We start from the raw sequence: 21,979 nt of genomic DNA, 5'->3' as shown, positions 1-21,979 counted from the left end.
GGAGGTACGTATGAGTAAACGGATCTTGATTACGGGAGCCAGCGGATTCACTGGTCAGCATGCAGTTCGGCACTTCCTGGATAAGGGCTATACCGTCCATGCTGTCATTCGACGTACAAAGCTGGACTTGGATCGGGAAGCATTGTATATTCACTCACTTGATCTGAGTGACAAGGAAGCTGTGCATAAACTGCTGGAGGATACGAAGCCGGACTATATCCTCCACCTTGCAGGAGAGAGCAGCGTGCCGGAATCTTGGAAAACACCTTTCAAAAGCTGGCAGGCAAATGTAGGATCGACACTTCATCTTGTTGAAGCGATTCGGGCTCTGGAGCTTTCAGCGCGCATAGTGATTGCTGGAAGCGTACTGCAGGATGAACTGGGCAGGGCGGTATCGCCGACTCACCCGTACAGTCTTACCAAAACGATGCAAACGACGGTTGGGCTGGCATGGCATAATCTATTCCAAGTCGATGTGATGGTTGCCAAGCCTTCCAATATAATAGGTCCCGGAGTTTCCAATGGCGTCTGTACACTATTTGCGAAACAATTAAGAGAGCACCAAGAATCCGGAATAACTCAAATTCAGGTTGGTAATGCCGCTGTGACACGTGATTTCATCGATGTCAGGGATTTGGTGGAAGCGTATGAGACATTATTTCTTAATGGAGAATCAGGAGAAACGTATGAAATCACTTCCGGGCGTTGGGTATCTTTGGGAGAGGTACTGTCTGTTTTCCGTAAAGTGAGTAAATTTGACTTTACCATTCTGTCAGAAACGGAAGAGGCAATGGAAGCGAAGCTGCCGATGATGGCGGAAAAAATAAGGGCCCTCCATTGGCAGCCAACCCGTTCCTTGGAAGCATCTTTGGCAGATGTTTGGCAATATACGACACAGTTGTAGAGTGTTCACAGATTCTTTACACGAAAATCTATGTGTGGGAGTTGTATGTAGTACCCACTTGCCATATAGTGAACCCATAGGAGGTGTATATATGGGTATTTTTGATTCCTTTAAAGAGCTTATCGGCAACAAGATAAGTGATATAGCACCAGAAGAGCTTGTAAATAAAGCAGGTGAGCTGTTGAACGGAGAGCAAGTGACCGAGCAGGCGCAGCAAGCTGTCGATCAAGTAACGGAAGCAACAGGCGTGGATGAGTTGGCAGATCAAGCTGCGGAGCTTACTGAACAAGGGACAGCATTAGGACAGGAAGCAGCTGAACAAGGGACAGAGGCTGCACAAGGCCTGGCAGATCAGGCTAATGACGCTGTTGGGAACCTTACGGAGAAAGCACAGGATCTCCTGTCGAATTTTACAGATAAATTGAAATGAAAAAAGACCCTTCCGGTTTCGGGAGGGTCTTTAGTTCATTTCCTTATTCATTACAGCTTCCAATGGAATATCGCCACCGAATAAATCCAAAGCACTGCCAATGGTGTAGCACATCCGATTATCTGTCAGCTTCCGGAAAAGGTCGATATCGTCAAGGGAACGAATACCTCCTGCATATGTTGCCGTGATGGGCATATGTGCTGCCAAATGGGATACGAGTTCTTCTTGGATTCCATTCCGTTTTCCTTCTACGTCAACTGCATGGATGAGGAACTCATCGCAGAACGCTGCTAGTTTCTCTAAATTCTCCGCATTGACTTCAAAGTTGCTGCGCTTCGTCCAACGGTCGGTGGCTACATACCATTTACCGTCATGTTGCGTGCAGCTTAAGTCGATGACGAGTCGTTCCTTGCCTACAGCCGAAGTGATTTTACGAAGCCGTTCTTCATCGAGTATGCCGTCATGGAATATATAAGATGTAACGATGACGTGGCTTGCACCAGCATCAAGAAAGTCTGCCGCATTATCAGGGCGGATGCCTCCGCCGACTTGCAACCCTCCAGGATAAGCTTGCAGTGCTTCCTTCGCTGCCTGTTCATTTCCCGGGCCGAGCATGATGACATGTCCTCCAGCAATTTGTTTTTGCTTGAAGAGGTCAGCGTAGTAAGCAGAATCATGCGCGGATACGAAATTCTCGATGACATGATCATTCCCAGCTGTAATCGAGGAGCCGACAATCTGTTTTACCTGTCCATTATGTAAATCGATGCATGGGCGGAACAACAAATGAATCCCTTCTTTCTATCTATTGCTCCAAGTATAAAGGAAACAGACCGCCATAGGAAGGGCGGTCTATCGAATTCATGCGCTGTGTCGGCCGCGCAAAGTCCAGAGTTGATAGATCATAATGAGGGACATAAGAATGGTCAGTCCAGTCAGTACGATCCAGCCTGCCATCAAGTAAGGGTTTGTTGCTTGCTGGACAGCCTCGCTTGTCAGGTAGTCACGGAAATAATAGCAAGCGAAAACGGCAATGCTAATGATCAAAAGAAACGCGAGGATTCCTTGGACAAGCTTGCTTTTCGTTTTACCGGCTTCAGCTTGATATTGATTGGCCCAGCCGTCTTTTTTATCGTTGGACATTTTTTCGGCCCAGACTTGTGCAAAAGTAATGAGATTGACCCATAAGTATAACTCCGGACTGATCAGCAGGAAGGCGAGGATCACGTCAACGGGTCGATACATCGGTGTCTTCAAGGCCAGGATTGTATTGAGAATGGAGGCGAGGACTATTGGAATCACCCAGACCCATGACCATACAAATTGATCTGTTGCAATGGCAGCACCCAATAGAAGAATGAAAAAGACTCGTACCAGCAGATCCATCATGGTTTTCAGCTGAGATCGCCACAAATGTCCAGTATGTCTTGTTTTCATCAACAAATCGCGATCGGTAAGCAGATTCACTGTGCCGGAACTCCATTTCAAACGCTGCTTGCGGAATGTGTGATAAGAGCGCATGGCATCAACGAAGCAGCGGGCCTTCGGACTAATCAGCGTCTTCCAGCCATTTTTTTGCAGCTGCCAAGTCAACAGCATATCTTCTACATCCGTGTCGTTTTGCCATGGTCCGTCCAGTTTATTGCTTTGCATCACCTCGTACAGGGCCTCGGGTCGAAAAAGCGTAGCCTGGCCGCCTAGTACATACGTGCTGCCGCCGCGATATTGCAAGCTGAGCAGCCAGCTGGCCATATCTTGCTTTTGCTGGTGTGTCCACCATCTCGACATTGCACCGCCATACTCACCGCTTGCCAGTTTTTCCTCATAATAAGGATCATCCTTGGACAGCATGCTTTTCTTTTTCGGCATACGCATTGTGTATTTCGCCATTACGCCGCCGATATTACGAGCGCTCATCAGTCCATCCCATAAATGCTGTAATGCACGCGGAGCCAACCGACTGTCAGCATCCATTCCAAGAATGGCCTTGACAGATCGCTGATATGCAATCTCGTAGTCGGTACGTTCCATTTCATAGATATCCATGTTGTCGCCATAAATGGCTTTCCAAACGGCGTTAAGGGCACCAACTTTTCGCTGCTTATTATTTTCTGTTACGATAAGCTCAATAGATAATCCGAGTTCTTCAGCAGTTTCTTTTGCCACCTCTTCGGTGCGATCCGTGCAATTGTCTGCTACAACGAAGATGTCAAGCTCGACTCCGCTCGGCAATACCTGCTCTTTCAAACCAGTCAAGCAATCATTGATTGCTTTCTCTTCATTATGGGCGGGAATGAAGGCTACAATTCTCGGACGCATGTAGGTACGTTTTATGCGTGGCAAAGCACGTGTTTCCATGCTGCTTGGTACTGTCATCATCTTTCTTCTTTCCTCCTTCTTTTTATAACGAGCAGGCTTACAGGAAGTTAACACGTGTTGTGGAGATTGTCAGAATTTAAATCTGCTCTTGCTTTTAAAAAAACTGGTTCATAAGTCACATAATAGCACAGCAAAACCTGGATGGAATGATGAATCGTTAGTCAAATAAGGGGAATATTCGCAATGGATACGTCAACTGTTGCCGAATGATGAGGAAAATAATAACAGTTCTTATTCTCTATTACAGGAAGGATGAATGGGTAAATGGACATAAACATACAAGAAATTGAACAACATATGGCAGAAAACAAACAGACGGATACGCTTGTATTCGGAATGGGGTGTTTCTGGAGCCCGGAGGCAAATTTCGGTCAGCTGCCAGGTGTTTTACGGACAAGAGTCGGTTTTGCTGGCGGAACGAAAACCAACCCGACGTATCGGCAGATGGGAGATCACACAGAAACGGTGGAAGTGACCTTCCATGCGGATTCAATCTCGCTTGAACAGCTGCTTCGTAAATTCTGGAGTGACCATAATCCGAACAGACCCGCCTACAAGGAAAGACAGTATATCAGTCTCCTCCTGTATCGGAATGCAGAACAGAAAAAAATGATGGAAACCGTGAAACGGCAGCTGGAAGGTGAAATGGATGGTCAGATTTATACAGAAATCTCACCCTTGCATGACTTTACCGAGGCAGAACAGCATCATCAGAAGTATTACATAAAACGTTTCAAAAGGGCGACAGAACGGTTATTGAGTCATTTTCCGGATGAAGCGGCATTTCACTCCTCCACCATTACAGCTCGTCTGAATGGGTTTGTCAGGGAATACGGCACATTGGCTTCCATTAAGCAGGAAATATCTCAATGGAATATTCCTTTAGAAGAGATGAATCAACTGCAGCAGCTGCTGGATGACTTGAAATGGTAGAGACACGCATTGGTTTTCGTCGGACGCAATTCCCAAACCAAGTCGATATCGAGCAAATCGGCCCAGCTTCCAGGGAAGAACTGTGTCATCTACTGGAAGAAGCGAAGAAAGTCATGGGGAAAAGTTCCTCTGTGCATACTCGAGTAACTGTATGTCTGGATGACAATGGTTATGACACCTTACATCCGCTTTTGATCGATTATGGGTATGATTAATTTGCCAGGAAGTATCTATTTCGCAAACAGCTGGCAGACGAATTGCAGCTTCCCGTCATTATCGTTGGGAGAATATCGGAATGGGAGAAACAGATGAGAAAAGATTTTTATCTATTGGGAAATCCTGCATGTCGCAGTCGGCGAACCGAACATCTACTCGTTCGATGGAGGAGCAGCTGTATGATGTCAGAGCACTTCTTGGTGGAAACTGGCGTTTAAGCTGCCGTATCGTTTATCAGGATGCAACACCGGTTGCCATGACGATCCCTCATTTGGAACCAGGAAGAGAGAAGGAAGGTCGCATCTATTATATGGGCATCTTGCCATCAGTCACGGGGAAGGGGCTCGGTCAAATCGTACATGCTGCCAGCCTAAAGATGTTGAATGAAATGGGTGCTGCCGTATATGAGGGAAGCACCCATGGGGAGAATGTACACATGCAGCGTGTGTTCGAGAAGAATGGCTGTACAGTAATGGGTAAAATCGCAACCTACTATAAAGGTTTATAGCACCGATTTGTGTCCACTTTCGATATACTGGTGTAGAGGATACATAGCAACCAATAAATAGAGGGGGATATAGTATGTACAAGCTTGTGGCAATAGATATGGATGGGACATTATTGAATGATCAGCACGAAGTGACGATGGAAGTGCATGAGGCGCTTCAGGAAGCCAAAAAGCTGGGTGTAAAGATTGTTTTATGTACGGGGCGGCCGATTCATGGTGTTTATCGCTATTTGGAAGAACTAATCTTGAATGAAGACGGAGATTTTGTCATTGCCTTCAATGGTGCACTTGTCCAGAATGCCCATACAAATGAAGTCGTGTCACAGTTATCCCTATCCTACGATGACTTCGTCGATTTGCATCAACTCAGTTTGAAGCTCGGCACACCAATGCATTACTTTGACTCGGAATACTTATATACATCGAATCGGGATATCAGCAATTATACAATTTTGGAATCATTCATGACGAAGATGCCTCTCCACTACCGGGCTGTTGACGAGATCTCCAGAGAAGTACTCGTACCAAAAGTGATGTTCATCGATGAGCCAGAGCGCTTGAATGAAACGATCGCCAATATACCGGATGAGTGGAAAACACGCTTTACGATGGTGCAGAGTGCGCCATATTTCTATGAAATTTTACATCCTGAAGCCAGCAAAGGACGTGCAGTGAAGCAACTCGCTGAACAGCTTGGTATCAAGCGGGAAGAGGTAATGGCAATCGGGGATAATGGCAATGATATATCCATGATTCAGTATGCCGGCTGTGGTGTGGCTATGGAAAATGCCATTCCTGCTGTGAAAGATGCGGCTGATTTTATTACCACATCCAATAATGCACATGGTGTCGCAGAAGCAATTCGGAAGATGATTCTGAAGGTGGGACAAGCATGATCCGCATCGAGAATGAATCATTGAGCGTGGAGATTGCGGAATTGGGAGCAGAAGTGAGAAGTGTGCTGCATAAGGGTACCGAGCTCTCCTATATGTGGAGCGGTGACCCTGCTTATTGGGGTCGGGTTTCCCCGGTACTTTTCCCGATTGTCGGACGTTTGAAGGATGGACGTTATATCGCTGAGGATAAGACATACGAACTTTCCCAGCATGGTTTCCTGCGGGATACTGTTTTCAAAGTGTCTGAGACACAAGCCGATTCCGTTACATTTACATTTGAATCCAACGGAAAATACCAGGATGTTTACCCGTATGAATTCCGCGTGGAAATAGGTTACCGTCTGGAAGAAGATCGGCTGTATGTAGAGTGGAATGTGAATAATCTCGAAAAGGATAAACAGATGTACTTTTCCATTGGTGCTCATCCAGCCTTCCGTGTCCCGCTTAAGACTGGTGAGGAAGCGGCTGATTATAAGCTGTATCTGAAGCCTGTAAAAGAGGAGCAAGTCATGGCTTATGAGCTTGTTGATGGATTGATCCGAATGAAAGATCAGCCGGCTGTATTGCCTGCTGTATCGATTCAGTCGGCGCTATTCGAGAATGATGCGCTTGTGTACGATAAAATCGAAGAGGTGCGTCTTGAATCCAGTAAGGGGAATGGGGTAGCGGTCTCACTGCCAGGTTTCCCGTATGTCGGAATCTGGTCCAAGTATGATGCCAAAGCAGGTACAATCGCGCCTTTCGTATGTATCGAGCCATGGTTCGGAATCGCTGATACGACAGATTCCACAAGTGTTCTATCGCAAAAGGCAGGGATCCAGCAGCTGGCGCCTGAAGCTGCATTCACGACTTCTTATCACATCACTTTTTTCTAAAAAAAGCAGACCGCTCCTTTTGAGGCAGCGGTCTTTTTAGGTTTGAAAAGAGCCAATCATGGTAAACTAGCTAATATTATCAGAAGGTAGGTATGACAAACAGCATGAGTTTTTTTACAGCATTGTTCGTTTTATTGTTAGCGGTCATCCTTTCAACCGCGGTAAGCAAGATATTGCCTCTGCCGCTAGCTCTGATCCAAATTGTTCTGGGATTGGGGGCATCTTTACTTCCGCTTCACTTGTCATTGGAGTTCGAGCCTGAGTTATTCATGATCTGTGTCATCGCTCCGCTTCTGTTCAGTGAGGGACAAAAAGCCTCCCGTAAAGAATTGTGGCAGCTTAGGACCCCGATTATATTGCTTGCTTTTGGATTAGTATTCCTTACAGTCGGGCTTGGTGGATATTTGATTCACTGGCTGATTCCGTCCATGCCGCTTGCGGTTGCTTTTGCTTTAGCTGCTACGATATCCCCAACAGATAATGTGGCAGTGAAATCAATAACACGTGGATTGAAGCTGCCATCGAATGTCATGCCGATCTTGGAAGGAGAGTCACTGTTGAATGATGCGGCTGGCATCGTATCTTTCAAGGTGGCACTTGCCGCGGCGCTGACTGGTGTCTTTTCATTCGGGGGAGCTTCGGGTGAATTCCTGTTCGTCTCCATAGGCGGACTGCTCATTGGAGCGGTGGCTGGATATTTGATTGTCACCATCAGGCTGCAATTGATGAAATACGGCTTCCAGGACGATTCGATGCTTATCGTCCTGCAGGTAATGACGCCATTCTTCCTTTATGTACTCGCGGAAGAAGTACATGTTTCAGGCATTTTGGCAGTCGTAGCCGCCAGTATCATTCACGGAATCGAACGTGATCGCCTGCAGCAGACGACTACCAAGCTGCAAATCCTGTCCAATAATACGTGGACAATTGTTGAATATGTATTGAATGGTCTTGTTTTTGTCTTGTTAGGGTTCTTATTGCCCGAAGTGTATCAGGGAATTCAGGATACGAATGAAATTACCATGAGCCGTTTATTCGGGGTTATCATCATCGTTTTCCTTGCTTTATTCTGCATCCGTTTCCTATGGGTGTACAGTTTGTATAAGCCTTTTACAACACCTCCAAAGAGCCGGATGGAACGCTTTGTATCCAGAAAATATCCTGTTGAACAAAAGGCAGAGGAAACCGAAAATGTGGGACGAGCCTTTTATGCCCTCATCATGGCTACGAGCGGAATCCATGGGACAATTACACTGGCAACGGCATTGTCCATCCCTTTTTATCTTGATGACGGGTCGCTATTTCCAATGCGGAATACAGTATTGTTCGTAGCAACAGGAGTGATCCTGCTCAGTCTGATATTCGCAGCGGTAGCGTTGCCGATCATGATTCCCAAACCAGTGAAGAAAGATGATGGAATGCTATCATTCAAGGAAGCATACCGTCTGATCCTGAAACAGACGATCAATCAGCTGCAGGCGGACGCTGTCAGGGAAACACAGCTATCGGTTAACTTGGTTGTGCGTGACTTGGAAGAACAGCTTGTTGATTTGGAGAAAGGGATATTGCAAGATCCGAATAAGCAAACGATTGAATCCTTGATCAAAGTAGGCAGGGAAGCAGAGCAAAGACGCATTGAAGACATGGCAGCAAAAAATGCGGTTTCTGAAGAAGCTTATCAATTGTATCAGGTGCTTATCACCCAGCCAGAGCAATACATTGTCAATACTACCTTCAGCAGGGTCAGACGAGCATTCCAAATAGCCAGGATCCGACGCAAGTTCCGTAAGCGATGGAATGAGAATTGGGATCTGCATGCAGAACAGATTCTCAGCAAAAATCCGGATGTCGGGAATGAGTTGAAACATTTGCGAGCTGCCGGGGCACAAGCAGCTATTGATGCGATACGGGAGAAGACCAATTCCTCAAACCGACATGAATCCTTGATTGTGACACAGATATACAACAAAAAATTAGTTGGGCGCTATCGTTCTTTCGAAAGCGACGAAGCATATCAAGTTCAGCATCATAAGTTCCGGATGCGCGCAATCCGGATGGAGCGGGATGCGATTCATGAATATGTCCAAGAAGAACGTATATCCTTGGCGACTGCTGCTAAACTAAGGGAAGCTGTCACTTATGATGAAATGGTCGTTTTAAGTGTGGATCCAACTCACTGATCAGCAGCCTTGTCCTCCCTTGGGCAAGGCTGTAAACTCAAGATTAGTAGTTTGATTATTCTTAATATAATTACTTTTGATATGGTTCTACGTATTGATGAATTAATATGGCATAATAGGACTCGTTGTGAAAAATATGTTTTACTTTGATGACTAATATCGTCGCAGTTTTGGCTATATATGCGAAAGGGGAACAACATGAGTTATATTATCGGCATCATCGGTTTATTCGTGTTTCTGGGATTAGCTTGGATTGCTAGTTCGAATAAAAAAATGATCAAGATTCGCCCGATCATCATCATGATCGTCCTGCAGCTTGTACTTGGATTCATTCTATTGAATACAGAAGTAGGCAACTTCTTGGTGAAAGGAATTTCGGACGGTTTTAACCTCTTACTTGGCTATGCAGCTGAAGGAATCACCTTCGTCTTCGGCGGATTGGTGAATGTGGAAGGATCCGTATTCTTTATGAATGTCCTGCTGCCGATCGTATTTATTTCTGCTTTGATTGGTATCCTTCAGTACTGGAAGATCCTGCCGTTCATCATTAAATATATCGGTCTGGCACTAAGCAAAGTGAACGGTCTGGGGAAACTGGAATCCTTTAATGCAGTTGCATCAGCGATTCTGGGTCAGTCAGAAGTATTCATTTCCTTGAAAAAACAGCTGGCCTTGCTGCCGCGCCATCGTTTGTATACGCTTTGTGCATCTGCAATGTCGACTGTTTCCATGTCTATCGTTGGATCGTATATGACAATGCTTGATCCGCGTTATGTCGTTACGGCACTTGTGTTGAATCTATTTGGCGGTTTTATCATCGCCTCCATTATCAATCCATATGATGTGGATCCTGAGGAAGATATGATCGAGGAAGAAAAAGGCGAGAAGCAATCCTTCTTCGAAATGCTCGGGGAATATATCCTGGATGGTTTCAAAGTTGCGATTGTTGTTGCTGCGATGCTGATCGGTTTTGTTGCATTGATCGCCATGATCAATAATATCTTCCTGGGTATTTTCGGCATCAGTTTCCAAGACCTGCTTGGTTATGTATTTTCACCATTCGCATTCCTTATGGGTGTGCCTTGGACAGAAGCAGTTGATGCAGGAAGCATCATGGCTACGAAGATGGTATCAAATGAATTCGTTGCGATGCAAACTCTATCTGGCGGAGACTTTGTTTTCAGTGATCGCGTTGTTGCCATCGTATCTGTATTCCTTGTTTCTTTTGCGAACTTCTCTTCTATCGGTATCATTGCCGGTGCGGTGAAAGGATTGAACGAAAAACAAGGAAATGTTGTAGCGAAATTCGGTTTGAAGCTGCTTTACGGTGCTACACTTGTCAGCTTCCTATCTGCAACGATTGTTGGTCTATTGATGCCATAAACAAGAAGAACATCACGCAAAGCGTGGTGTTCTTTTTTTTTGTTACTTGACGTAAATAGATATATTAAATATACTTACTTACATAAAGTAAGTTAAGAGGAGGAGCTTGTGTGCACTATCAACAACCGCCGCAGACTTATATTGGTCAAGTGAAACTACGTGTAGCAGATCTGGAAGAATCTGTTGCTTATTATACAAAAGTTATCGGATTAAAAATCATAGAAGAAAGCCAAGGAAAAGTATCACTGGGTACCGGAGGCAAGATCCTGCTTTACCTCGAGGAAGGGCAAGGACTTAAAAGACACCCCGATCGCCATGCTGGTCTGTACCATTTTGCCTTGCTGCTGCCATCCCGAGCAGATTTGGCGGATGTGGTGAAATTTTATGTGCTGAATCGAGTACCATTCGGAGCATCAGATCATGGTGTGAGTGAAGCGATTTATTTGAACGATCCCGATGGGAATGGCATAGAAGTATATGCGGACAAACCCGACACTGGCTGGAAATGGATAAATGGAGAAATCCAGATGACCACTGATCCGCTCGATGGAGATAGTTTGTTGAAAGAAGCATCCGATACGGAGTGGCATGGTCTTCCGGACGGAACTATTATGGGGCATATCCATTTATACATGCGTCATTTAGGTGATGCAGCTGCTTTTTATAATGATGTTCTCGGCTTTGAAACAGTCGTTTCCGGTTATCCAGGTGCCTTATTTGTCTCCACGGGAAGCTATCATCATCATATTGGGCTGAACACATGGCATGGAGCCAATGCCCCTTCTGTTAATCCAGATGAAGCTGGCATGGAGTGGTTCAGTATCGTCTTTCCAGATGAACAGGCACTCCTGGCCGCAGCAGCGAGGGCAGAGGCGGTCGGATTATCGGTCAAACAGGAAAATAATATATATATCCTAAAAGATCCGGTAGGTTCGAATGTAAGATTGGTCCTGCATGAACAGTGATATAGCGACACAACAGCAGCTGCTGTTGTGTCGCTTTTTATTTATATGCCATAATGATAGAACTCAAGTGAAAAGGGGTTTATGAATGAGAGAATTGATACAGAAACTCAAGCAATTCATTCCTGAGGAGGTGCAGATTTCGGCAGAAGACAGTTTGCTGCGTCTTTTGACAGACGAAGGTGAGTCATGTGGAGTGGTGGATGTAGATGACAATGGGGATCTTATTGGATTTGACTTAGAGGTGGCGCTGCCAGCAAAGGCAGGAACTGATACACGGCTGATTGCAGAGCGATTTGCTGCTGTTTTTTATCCGGAGGAAGTTGAAGTAATGCAAGCAGAACCAGCCGAGCATAGCATGGTGATTGTGTTAGCCGAAACGGATCCGGTTCACCAATTGCCGATACCTGGAGCAGGATTGACTGTGGAGGTCCATGATTCGGGGGTGATAACGGCAGCGCAGCTTTCTCGTATTCCGTATAAGCTGATCGACAGGGAAGCAGTGATGGATATGGAAGAAGCAAAAGGGAAATTGCTTGCCGAAGCATCTGTCATTCTTGCAGCTGAAGGCGACAAGGCGGTTTATAAGCTGTCGGATCAGGTTATTGGCGTGCACACAGACGGTACGGTTTTATACACCGAATTACCGCCGCTACTATCGGATATCGAGGATGAACTCGAGCCAGGGGATTGGGCAAGCATGATGGGTATGACTGATGATTTCATCAATTATTATAATGAAAACGATGTGCAGCTTTGGGCAGAGAAAGTTATTGTGGATCAGCATCCGATTGAGGATATACCAGATCAAATTGCCATCAGGAAGAATGAAGATGTGCTGTTTTATTCTGGTGCTACGCCATGGAATAAAGACAGGAGATGGACGGAGGAAGAGCTAAAGCGGCAAGCTGTTCACTTTCTTTCCGAAGTCGTTGAGCAGCCTTTGGAGGAATGGAAGCATGCAGGATCGCAACTGTCCGCGGATGCTACGATCGAGGATGAGCTCGAGCCAACCTGCATTTTCCTTTTCGCTTATACAAGGTCTGGTATTCCTGTGGAAGGAGTCGAAGCGAGCATCCATGTCGGTATCCATTCCGGATTCATCAGGGAATGCATCGTCGACAGATTGCCGGATAGCATCCAAAATGAAAAACAGGTTTCTGTCGAGCAAGCGAAACAGCAGATTGCCGAATTATTGCAGCTACAATTAGCCTGGGTTGCTTTGCGGGAAGAAGATCAATATGAACTAGTATATGTACGGACGTAAAAAAAGATAGAAACAGGTTTCCTCCAGCATGATAACGGTTACGTAATAGATGCCTGACAAATTCCCAGGCTATCTTATATAAAGGGTGATCGCATGTTCAGTATTGGTGAAATCATTTTTATCTTGCTGTCTTGTGCCTTCTTCATGGCGCTGGTGGCAGTCGTATCTTACTATATGACGAAAGGGCATGTCAGCACGACAGATGAGTATTTCCTTGCCGGTCGCGGATTGACGGGTGTATTCATGGCAGGATCCTTGCTGTTGACGAATTTATCAGCAGAGCAGCTGATCGGCCTGAATGGACAAAGCTTTACCAACAATATGTCGGGTATGGCGTGGGAAGTGACAGCTGGTCTTGCAGCGATCATCATGGCGATCTTCTTGCTGCCGAAGTTCCTTGGCATCGGAATTTCCACCATACCGGAATTCTTGAGCAAACGGTATGATGAGACAGTGCGACGATTGACCGTCATGTTGTTCCTGCTTGGGTATATGTGTGTGACAATCCCCTCCATGCTCTACTCAGGCGGTGTATCCGTCCTCCAATTATTCGACCTACCGGAGCTATTGAACATTTCATATACACAGTCGTTGTGGCTGACGGTTTGGTTCGTCGGTATAATTGGTGCCATTTATGCGATATTTGGCGGGCTGAGAGCAGTAGCAGTATCTGATACACTGAACGGTATAGGTTTGGTCATCATTGGTTTTCTTGTCCCGATACTTGGCTTTATCCTGCTAGGAAACGGAAACATGGTGGAGGGGATGAAGCATATTGTGCAGCATAGCCCGGAGAAGCTGAACGCCATTGGGAGCAGTACAGACAATGTGCCGTTCTTTTCCATCTTTACGGGTATCCTATTTGCCAATTTGTTTTATTGGGCGCTGAACCAATATGTCATTCAGCGAGCATTAGGAGCGAAGAACCTGGCGGAAGGACAAAAAGGTGTCCTTTACACAGGATACTTGAAGCTCTTGGTTCCCATATTCATGTTGATACCCGGAATTATCGCATTTCATTTGTATGGTGATTCGATCCGGAATGGGGATTTGAGCTATCCGGCACTTGTCAGTGATGTATTGCCGATATGGCTGCTAGGCTTTTTCCTTGCTGTATTATTCGGGGCCGTGCTGAGCAGCTTCAACTCCATCTTGAATAGCGTCGCTACTTTACTGGTACTGGATATCTACCAACCTGTATTCGAACCGGATGCTTCGGACGATAAATTGATCAAAGTCAGCAAGATTCTTGGAATCATCATTGCACTAGTTTCCTTCTTTGTGGCACCATTTCTTATGTATGCACCCGATGGGTTATGGAATCTCATCAGGCAGTTTACAGGCTTTTTCAATATTCCAATCCTTGTCATCGTACTGATAGGGATGATCTTCAAGCGTGTACCAGCTTCAGCTGCTAAAGTAGTGATCATATTCCACGTTATCGCTTACTATATGATGGTGTGGGGATTCCGGCAGATATTCGATTGGGATCCTGGTATCAACTATATCCATGTATATGGGATTTTGTTGGTGATCGAGGTCGCATTCATGCTTATAATGGCCAAAGTAAAGCCGTTAAGATCAATCAAACCTATCTTCTATGCGGAGAATGGGGAGGGTCATCTTGTCCCATGGAAGCACGCCATACCTGTATCTATCACATTGATCTTTTCCATTGTCGTTTTTTATGTCATCTTCTCGCCGATAGGATTAGCTTACGAAGGCGCAGCAGTATCGAACTGGTTCTGGCCGGTGATTGCACTACTTGTCATATCAAATAGCTTACTTTATCTCGTTTCCATAAAAGTATGGCATAACAAGTATCGCAAGTATGTTGAAAGACAAACGGAGAGCGCTCGTAAAACACGCCTCAGCGGAGATTGACGAAAGCAAAAAAGCCACTCAAGAGAGTGGCTTTTTCATTGCTACTGAGCACACAGCAGCAAACAAAACAGAAATATTTTGGGGGTATCCTGTTTGTAAGACATTCTAACAGAAATAATGCTGATGTGCAAAATATTTGTTAAGTTTTCGTAAAGTTAGTGCCGTCTCGTGCCTGTATTTGCCCTAGGATGCTATCGACCGTATATAAAGGACGCTTTTTTACTTCTGCAAAAATTGTACCAATATATTCCCCGATGATGCCGATTGCCATTAGCTGCAATCCACCGAGCAGCCAGATGGAGATGATAAGGGAAGTCCAGCCTGCATCCGGGTCGCCGAATACTTTCTGTATAGCTGCATAACCAGCTGCCAGCATGCTGATAAGAAACAGAACGAAGCCGACCACAGTAATGAGACGGATAGGAGCTACGCTGAAGGAAGTGATGCCTTCAAAGGCAAAATTGAGCATTTTCTTCAAGGGATATTTTGTTTCCCCGGCAAGCCGGGGTTTCCGCTCATAAGTTACGATGTCTGATCGAAACCCGATTTGCGGAATGATTCCTCTGAGGAAGAGCTTTGATTCGTTGTAACGACTTAATTCTGTTAGGGCCCTGCGATTCAGCAGCCGATAATCGGCATGATTGGAAATCAGTCGGATTCCGAGCATCTCCATCACCCGATAGAAGAGTGCTGCGGTATTTCGCTTAAAACCGGTATCGGATGTACGATCATTCCGCACGCCATAAACAATTTCATAGCCTTCAAGGTACCGGAGCACAAAAGTCCGGATGACAGAGATATCGTCCTGTAAATCTGCATCCAAGGTAATGACACAATCGGAGTAATCCTTGGCATGGAGCATACCAGCAAGCAAGGCACGCTGATGACCTGCATTGGCTGCCAGTTTGATGCCAGTGACAAATCGATTGGCCAGATGCTCTATCTTGATCAGCTGCCAGGTATCATCCTTACTACCATCATCCACAAACAAGATCGTACTTGAAGATGATATAAGCTGCTCCTGTATCAGCGCTGCCAAGGTCGATGTGAGTTTTGAACATGTATCTGTCAAAATTTCTTCTTCGTTGTAACAAGGGATCACCAGTGTCAGTATAGGCAGTGAAACAGTCATTTTTCCCCCTCCTTTCAGGAACGCACTCGGTATAGGTGGACTTTCCAAGCGGAGTCGGGATGATCGAAGCTCCGTTCATATAGCAAATCATTGGCAGCAGCATTCTCGATCCTGACCGATGACAGTACATATGCTCCGCCTAAATTGCGTAAGGCTTCTGTATCCAAATCAAGGTTCTTGATCGTGCGGTCGGTATCTTTACGGAAGTCATAATGCTTTCCTAGCTCAGCCGAAAAAATATACAATCGGCTGCCCCACTCATCGAAATAACGTTTCAAGTCTTTGCTCTTTGCCAGTTCATCTGCAATGACCTCACGGAAACGGTGCTTGTAGTCCAACGGGATGATGTTGTTATATGTATCGACAGTGTAAAAACCGTTGTATTGAGCGATAGCAGGATGCAAGCCGATGCTGGCCACTTTATAAGTATCTGGAGGCAATCCGATATACTCGCGGATTTCCTTGAATTGTTCCGCTGCATAAAAAGCCTCGACGCTAGGTGCGTTTTTATATAGGCCATACACGATTTCTTCATTAGATAATGCCAATACGACAAGCTGCAAGCATAGGCAAATATAGACAAAAATCCTTATGCTCCGCCTACCTAACTGCCAAAGCAAATAACAAGCCAACCCGAAACTCGCATAGATGACAAGCGGACGGAGGAAATGAAAGCGGGCAAAATTGAAAGCAGAAAGCAGATCGATATGCTCCTTCGGCACTTTCCATAGCTTATTGAACCAGAGGGCGTACCAAAAGGATAGCAGCAGATTCAGAGCTGTCAGACCAAGATATACGTTCATTGGCCTCGTTCTTCTACGGCTAAAGAGAACCGGAAGCAAAGTAATTGCCAATACAGGAAGGATGATGAAAGTGTGCAAAGTCATCACATGATTATGTCCCAGCAGGAAGTTTTTCCAAAACAAACGGAGTGTTTGACCAAACTCCTGTCTGGAAGATACGAATTCAACGCGATGCATTGTCTCTGAACCAGCTATCATTGTGTAGACAAGCCGATAATCTGTAGCTAGGAACAAAGCCGTCATCCAGATGATACTTCCCAAGAAACGCAGATTGAGTCTACGATAGCGAATCAAATCAACTAGCCAAACCACTCCCATTAGCACGAGAAAGAAAAAGAATCCCAAAACGAAACTCGCGTACAGCGGTAATAATGAAATGGCAAGCCAATGTTTCCAATTTGCTTTATTTGAGCGAATGGATAAGAAAGCCCATAGTGCCAATGGATGCCCCATTGTGCTAAGCATCCCGGATGGCCAAAAGGGTGTCAGTGCGAATGCCAGAGAAACAAGAGCCACAATCCAATGTGCTTTGATGTTGCGGATGATGTGTGTACGAAGCAGCAAATACATACCAAGAAATGCAATCAATCGGGTGAGCAGCTGGCTGATTGCATACGCAGTCATTGTCGAAAACCAAGCATGGAGCCAAACGATGAGCGTCCATTCCGTACCTAGTGCATCCCGAGGCAGTCCGTTGATGATCTGGGGAATGACCGCATGGACACCGCCAAACATTTGACCACTTTCGGCGAGTACTTTATACCACGCAAGATTGGAGTCGAGATTATCATGTACTCGGATATGAGCGTCGTTACCTAGCAGGAATAGGGGAGAGACGAAAATAAGTATTGCTGCCACACAAAGTATGATTGCTTTTCTGTTTGCATATGACCGCACTATTCCCACATCCTCCCAAAGTAATGCTGTTAGTATGCGGCATCAGACGAAGCTCTATGCAAAAAAATACCCGGGATGCTATGCATCCGCGGGCTTGCACAATATATGCTGATTCGAAATCGACTTGAGGCAGGGCTTGGAGAACAGATAACCTTGCACTTCCTTGCAGCAAAGCCTCAGTTTCCACTCCTTCGGCAATTGTATGCAGCTGCAGACTTTCAGCGAGCGGCTGCATGGTGGCAACGATGGTTTGACGATATTTTGAATGAACGTTTGATCAATTTTAAGAATGTCGACTTGCAACTTCTCCAGATAGTTTAAGGAACGATAACCAGTACCGAAATCATCCATACTGATTCTGACACCTGTTTCGCGTAATTTCTGCAGGATTGTATTTATCTTTGTTTCATTCTGCATTACAACGTCTCCATCTTGAGCATGCTGCCATTCCAGCTAAAAATGCTCCAGTCACTCTCAAAAGAAACTGGAGAAATCATCTTGCAGGAACGTAATGACGGATACGTTGTTGGATATACAAGGGATTTAGCAGCTATCGACTTGCTCCCGCCATCTGGAAAGGCATGCCATCACCCGCTCAATTACGCTGCGTTCAATCGCGACTATCAAACCGCTCTCTTCGGCAATAGATATGAATACATTCGGCGGGATGAAGCCGTGTCCGGGATGATACCAGCGCAGCAATACTTCGGCTTCGATGATTTGGCGGGAGAAGCTATGGAATTTTGGTTGGAAATATAGATGGGGCCTCTAACATCAATCGCTTTTTGCAGTTCATGTTCGATTTCGAAACGAAGTACCTGTTTCTCTGCAACGTCTTTCCTCCTGCGACTAAAGTAAGGATTACCTGAATTGGACAGGCATGGTAACATAAGTTTATCAGATAAACCCGAATCATGGCGCAAAACCATGTACTGACTGTACCCTAGGAGGCGATTGGATGTTTCAAACGAAAAAACTGCTGCTGCTCGGATCTGGAGAACTTGGTAAAGAGGTTATCATCGAAGCCCAGCGACTGGGTGTGGAGACGATTGCAGTAGATCGGTATGACGGCGCTCCGGCCATGTCTGTTGCCGACCGCAGCTATGTTATCGATATGCTTGATCATGAAAAGCTCAGACAGATTGTGGAATGGGAGAAACCTGATTTTCTGGTGCCCGAGATTGAAGCAATAGCTACAGATGCATTAATTGAACTGGAGAAGGAAGGCTATCTTGTCGTACCGACTGCAAAAGCGGCACAGCTGACGATGGATCGTGAAGGGATCCGCCGATTTGCCGCGGAAACATTGGATATCCCGACTGCAAGTTATCATTTTGCAGATACATATGAAGCGTTTCAGGAGGCAGTGGAGAAAATTGGGTTTCCGTGTGTCATCAAACCATTGATGAGTTCTTCAGGAAAAGGACAAAGTATCTGCCGGAGCCAGGAGGATATGGAACGGAGCTGGCAAATTGCCATGGAAGGCGGAAGGGTTCAAAAACCGCGTGTAATCGTCGAGGAATTCATTCGATTCGATGCGGAAATCACGTTGTTGACAGTCCGAGCGGTAAACGGTACTTTCTTCTGCGAACCGATTGGGCATGAACAGGAAAACGGCGATTATGTCGCTTCATGGCAGCCGCACCAGCTAACAGCGGCACAGCTGGAGCAAGCACAGGAAATAGCAGAACGAATTACAACAGGGCTGGGCGGCTACGGTTTGTTCGGAGTAGAGCTTTTCCTTGCTGGGGATCAAGTATATTTCAGTGAAGTATCACCGCGTCCGCATGACACCGGCATGGTGACGATGGTGACACAGCAACTGTCACAATTCGCCTTGCACGTGCGAGCGATCCTGGGATTGCCGATTACGGAAATCAAGCTTGTCCAACCTGGTGCAACCAGTCCACTAAAGGCAGACGATGCTTACGATTCCTACCGTATTTCAGGTATGCGGGAAGCATTCCAGGAGCCCCAAACGCAAATTCGTATCTTCCGTAAACCTGTGACAACAGCAGGACGCAGAGTGGCTGTAGCCTTATCTGCTGCTGATACGGTAAATGAAGCGAGAGAACGTGCGGAACGGGCAAGAAATAGGCTCACAGTGGAGGGGCAGGGATGAATTACGATAACCTGACTTTTCGCGCTATCACGAATACAGACAACGGAGAAACCTCTAGTGAAACCATCTTCCATTACCGTCAGGAAGGACAGATTCTCACCGCAGAGTATGCTGGCGGTACCATTCTGGAAGGAAGGCTGATCGGTTTGGTTGAAGCAGACGGCAAGCTGCGTTTCCGTTATCATCATATCAATGACCAGTATGAGCTGCGGAGCGGGCAGTGTATTTCTGTCCCGGAAATATTGGCTGACGGGCGAATACGGCTGCATGAGCAGTGGCAATGGATGTTCGATGATGATTCTGCTGGACAGTCCATTGTCGAACAAGTGATAGAATCTCCTTGAAAACGGAAACTTAGCTGGTGATGGTTTTCAAACGAATAGCAATAAAGGGATGGAGTTGAAGTTCGGTTGAAAAACACTTCAATTTTCCTGCTTCTGGTTTCGCTTATCCTATTGGCAGCATGCAGTCCGAATAGTGTTGTTGATAAAGAGTCTGATGCGAAAGAGGCGACGGAAGAAGCAGATGGAACAGCGGATAGAAGTACGATACAGAATGTCAGTACGGAAGGATCCCTGTTAACGCTTAAAGAACAGCAGGGTGGAAAAGAGGCTGCTGATATTTCGAAAGAAGCTGAAACAGAAGGAACAGAGGGTAACGTATCGGACGAAATTGTAGATAGAGCACTTCCATCCTTGAGAGAAGCAGTCGAGGCTGACGATAATCCCGAAACGCTGCATAAGGCTTTGATAGCCATTTTGGGGAGTCCACATTATGGAGAAACAATTCAGGAAGCGGAAGACTTGGAACCTTCTTTCGAGGATCCGTATCTGCCGCAACCGAAAGCGGATCAAGATGCTGATGCCGTATCTGAAGCTGAAAACGCCATTATTTTGCTGGATGCAAGCTCCAGTATGCTTCTTGATGTGGATGGCAGGCAGAAAATGAAAGTGGCCAAAGACGCAGTCAAGCGTTTCGCAAAAACATTAGGCAGTTCAAGTGATATTTCCTTGTTTGTCTATGGTCATGAAGGATCTGAATCAGATGCAGATAAGAATGTATCATGTTCAGGTATTGAAGAGATATATGCCTCTGGTGCTTATGATAATCAGAAATTCAGTGAAGCAGCAGACCTTGTCGAAGCGAAAGGCTGGACACCGCTGGCAGGGGCAATTGAAGCAGCAGCCGAAAAAAGCAGTTCGTTGGAGGGTAAAACCGCAATTTATATTGTCAGCGATGGGAAAGATACATGCGGCGGTGATCCTGTTAAAGCAGCCGAGCAAGCAGCATCGGATGAGTCGGGTATTGTTAACGTTATTGGATTTGATGTTGATGAGGAGTCGGAAAGTCAACTTGCTGATGTAGCGGAAGCAGGCAGAGGAGAATATTTCGCAGCTGATAGTGCTGAAGATCTGCAAACCACAATGGAGTATGAATGGCTCCCATCAGACCTGGATCTGGCGTGGGCACCGGTAAATTTACCCCCGAATCCATGGGAAGTAGTCGATGAATATGAACGGCAGCGGGAAGTGCTTGATAAGGTAGGGAATGTCATGAACAGTGAAGAAGAACGGTATGAAGCCGCGCTTTCCAGACTGGTAGAGGAGCAAATCATCACAGAAGAAAAGAAGGAGACCGTATCACAGCTTATCCAAGAACGTTTTGCCGCAGCTAAAGAAGAGCTTAGCAACTTGGAAAAAGAAAAAATAGATATCGTAAATGAACGTGATGAAGAAATAAGAGCCGAAGTGAAGGCTTGGGTGGAAGAAATGAAGAAGCTGAAAGAGAAAGCTTCCTGATACAAGACACGGGAAACAACGAAACTGTTGTTACCGTGTCTTTTTTATCGCGCTGACCAAAACGTACAATGCGGCATGGCAATGGGATCTGAACGTGTGATCAACTTATGAAATAGTATTCTAATTCCGTTGTTCGGGTTGATCGTTACAAGAGCGTTATAGATGCTGTTGAGAAATAAAACAGGCATTAGCAGGATAGCAAGGAGTGAGAATAAACGTCGACGTCTTTGGACAATGATCGAGATAGTTCCAGCTATCAATGTTAACAAAAGAAATACGGAAAACAGCATAAAGCCATTTAAAGTGGCTTGGCTTGTGTAAAATGATTTTCGACAAAAAATGTATAACTGTAATTTTTTTGTAAAGGTACGTCCATAAACATGCGCATAAGGTATAGTGGAAGAAAAAG

19 protein-coding genes and 1 pseudogene are annotated in these 21,979 nt (G+C 45.6%); 15 read left to right on the top strand and 5 right to left on the bottom strand.

Features of this window, described 5'->3' with window-relative positions; translation table 11 throughout:
- Positions 1-10 precede the first annotated feature (10 nt).
- Together BLQ53_RS03545 and BLQ53_RS03540 are read left to right on the top strand one after the other, a co-directional pair.
- Positions 11-904, top strand: coding sequence for an NAD-dependent epimerase/dehydratase family protein (locus tag BLQ53_RS03545; RefSeq protein ID WP_093725925.1), 894 nt, complete (start codon positions 11-13; stop codon positions 902-904).
- A 91-nt stretch (positions 905-995) separates the two neighbouring features.
- A complete protein-coding gene (locus BLQ53_RS03540) occupies positions 996-1,334 on the top strand; it encodes a hypothetical protein (RefSeq protein WP_093725924.1) in 339 nt (112 codons plus the stop codon).
- A gap of 30 nt (positions 1,335-1,364) precedes the next feature.
- Here BLQ53_RS03540 and hisA read toward each other — a convergent pair whose 3' ends face one another.
- Together hisA and BLQ53_RS03530 are read right to left on the bottom strand one after the other, a co-directional pair.
- On the bottom strand, positions 1,365-2,120 hold the full coding sequence (gene hisA / locus BLQ53_RS03535) for a phosphoribosylformimino-5-aminoimidazole carboxamide ribotide isomerase (protein WP_093725923.1): 756 nt from the start codon (positions 2,118-2,120) through the stop codon (positions 1,365-1,367).
- Between the two features lie 75 nt (positions 2,121-2,195).
- A complete protein-coding gene (locus tag BLQ53_RS03530; RefSeq protein ID WP_244499233.1) occupies positions 2,196-3,713 on the bottom strand; it encodes a glycosyltransferase family 2 protein in 1,518 nt (505 codons plus the stop codon).
- 264 nt (positions 3,714-3,977) lie between these two features.
- Between BLQ53_RS03530 and msrA the strand changes: the two genes are divergently transcribed.
- The 10 genes from msrA (at position 3,978) to BLQ53_RS03480 (ending at position 14,817) form a co-directional block, all read left to right on the top strand.
- Entirely contained in the window at positions 3,978-4,646 is a 669-nt protein-coding gene (gene msrA / locus BLQ53_RS03525) for a peptide-methionine (S)-S-oxide reductase MsrA (RefSeq protein ID WP_093725922.1), read from the top strand.
- Positions 4,640-4,861 (top strand): hypothetical protein, encoded by a 222-nt coding sequence (locus tag BLQ53_RS03520; RefSeq protein ID WP_093725921.1) that lies wholly within the window; start codon positions 4,640-4,642, stop codon positions 4,859-4,861. Before msrA ends, BLQ53_RS03520 begins: the two co-directional genes overlap by 7 nt.
- Positions 4,862-4,941: 80 nt before the next feature.
- Entirely contained in the window at positions 4,942-5,370 is a 429-nt protein-coding gene (locus BLQ53_RS03515; RefSeq protein WP_093725920.1) for a GNAT family N-acetyltransferase, read from the top strand.
- Positions 5,371-5,444: 74 nt separating this feature from the next.
- Entirely contained in the window at positions 5,445-6,266 is an 822-nt protein-coding gene (gene yidA / locus BLQ53_RS03510; RefSeq protein ID WP_093725919.1) for a sugar-phosphatase, read from the top strand.
- Positions 6,263-7,141, top strand: coding sequence for an aldose 1-epimerase family protein (locus BLQ53_RS03505; protein WP_093725918.1), 879 nt, complete (start codon positions 6,263-6,265; stop codon positions 7,139-7,141). The genes yidA and BLQ53_RS03505 overlap by 4 nt, the downstream gene beginning before the upstream one ends.
- A 92-nt stretch (positions 7,142-7,233) precedes the next feature.
- Entirely contained in the window at positions 7,234-9,321 is a 2,088-nt protein-coding gene (locus tag BLQ53_RS03500) for a Na+/H+ antiporter (RefSeq protein ID WP_093725917.1), read from the top strand.
- A 198-nt stretch (positions 9,322-9,519) separates the two neighbouring features.
- Positions 9,520-10,704, top strand: coding sequence for a NupC/NupG family nucleoside CNT transporter (locus BLQ53_RS03495; protein ID WP_093725916.1), 1,185 nt, complete (start codon positions 9,520-9,522; stop codon positions 10,702-10,704).
- Positions 10,705-10,814: 110 nt separating this feature from the next.
- Positions 10,815-11,669 (top strand): VOC family protein, encoded by an 855-nt coding sequence (locus BLQ53_RS03490; RefSeq protein ID WP_093725915.1) that lies wholly within the window; start codon positions 10,815-10,817, stop codon positions 11,667-11,669.
- A gap of 85 nt (positions 11,670-11,754) precedes the next feature.
- Complete coding sequence (locus BLQ53_RS03485) at positions 11,755-12,933, top strand: hypothetical protein (protein ID WP_093725914.1); 1,179 nt, start codon at positions 11,755-11,757, stop codon at positions 12,931-12,933.
- 93 nt (positions 12,934-13,026) lie between these two features.
- Positions 13,027-14,817 carry a solute:sodium symporter family transporter gene (locus BLQ53_RS03480; RefSeq protein ID WP_093725913.1) on the top strand — a complete coding sequence of 597 codons (1,791 nt, stop codon included), beginning with the start codon at positions 13,027-13,029 and terminating at the stop codon, positions 14,815-14,817.
- A gap of 139 nt (positions 14,818-14,956) precedes the next feature.
- On the opposite strand, the gene BLQ53_RS03475 is transcribed toward BLQ53_RS03480, so the two are convergent.
- From BLQ53_RS03475 to BLQ53_RS19105, 3 genes and pseudogenes are all read right to left on the bottom strand, one after another.
- Positions 14,957-15,949: a glycosyltransferase family 2 protein gene (locus BLQ53_RS03475; RefSeq protein WP_093725912.1), complete on the bottom strand. Its 993-nt coding sequence runs from the start codon at positions 15,947-15,949 to the stop codon at positions 14,957-14,959.
- A 14-nt stretch (positions 15,950-15,963) separates the two neighbouring features.
- Positions 15,964-17,658: a DUF6044 family protein gene (locus BLQ53_RS03470; RefSeq protein ID WP_425288280.1), complete on the bottom strand. Its 1,695-nt coding sequence runs from the start codon at positions 17,656-17,658 to the stop codon at positions 15,964-15,966.
- Between the two features lie 69 nt (positions 17,659-17,727).
- Positions 17,728-18,351, bottom strand: a pseudogene (locus BLQ53_RS19105) (EAL domain-containing protein).
- Positions 18,352-18,607: 256 nt separating this feature from the next.
- Between BLQ53_RS19105 and purT the strand changes: the two are divergent.
- From purT to BLQ53_RS03445, 3 genes are all read left to right on the top strand, one after another.
- Positions 18,608-19,771, top strand: a complete 1,164-nt coding sequence (purT, locus tag BLQ53_RS03455; RefSeq protein WP_093725908.1) for a phosphoribosylglycinamide formyltransferase 2 — start codon at positions 18,608-18,610, stop codon at positions 19,769-19,771.
- A complete protein-coding gene (locus BLQ53_RS03450) occupies positions 19,768-20,115 on the top strand; it encodes an avidin-fold protein (RefSeq protein ID WP_093725907.1) in 348 nt (115 codons plus the stop codon). Before purT ends, BLQ53_RS03450 begins: the two co-directional genes overlap by 4 nt.
- Before the next feature lie 66 nt (positions 20,116-20,181).
- Positions 20,182-21,570, top strand: a complete 1,389-nt coding sequence (locus BLQ53_RS03445; RefSeq protein ID WP_093725906.1) for a vWA domain-containing protein — start codon at positions 20,182-20,184, stop codon at positions 21,568-21,570.
- Positions 21,571-21,979 lie beyond the last annotated feature (409 nt).

Source organism: Terribacillus halophilus, assembly GCF_900101385.1.
Lineage (GTDB): Bacteria > Bacillota > Bacilli > Bacillales > Amphibacillaceae > Terribacillus > Terribacillus halophilus.
This window is presented reverse-complemented; position numbering and strand designations above follow the sequence as displayed.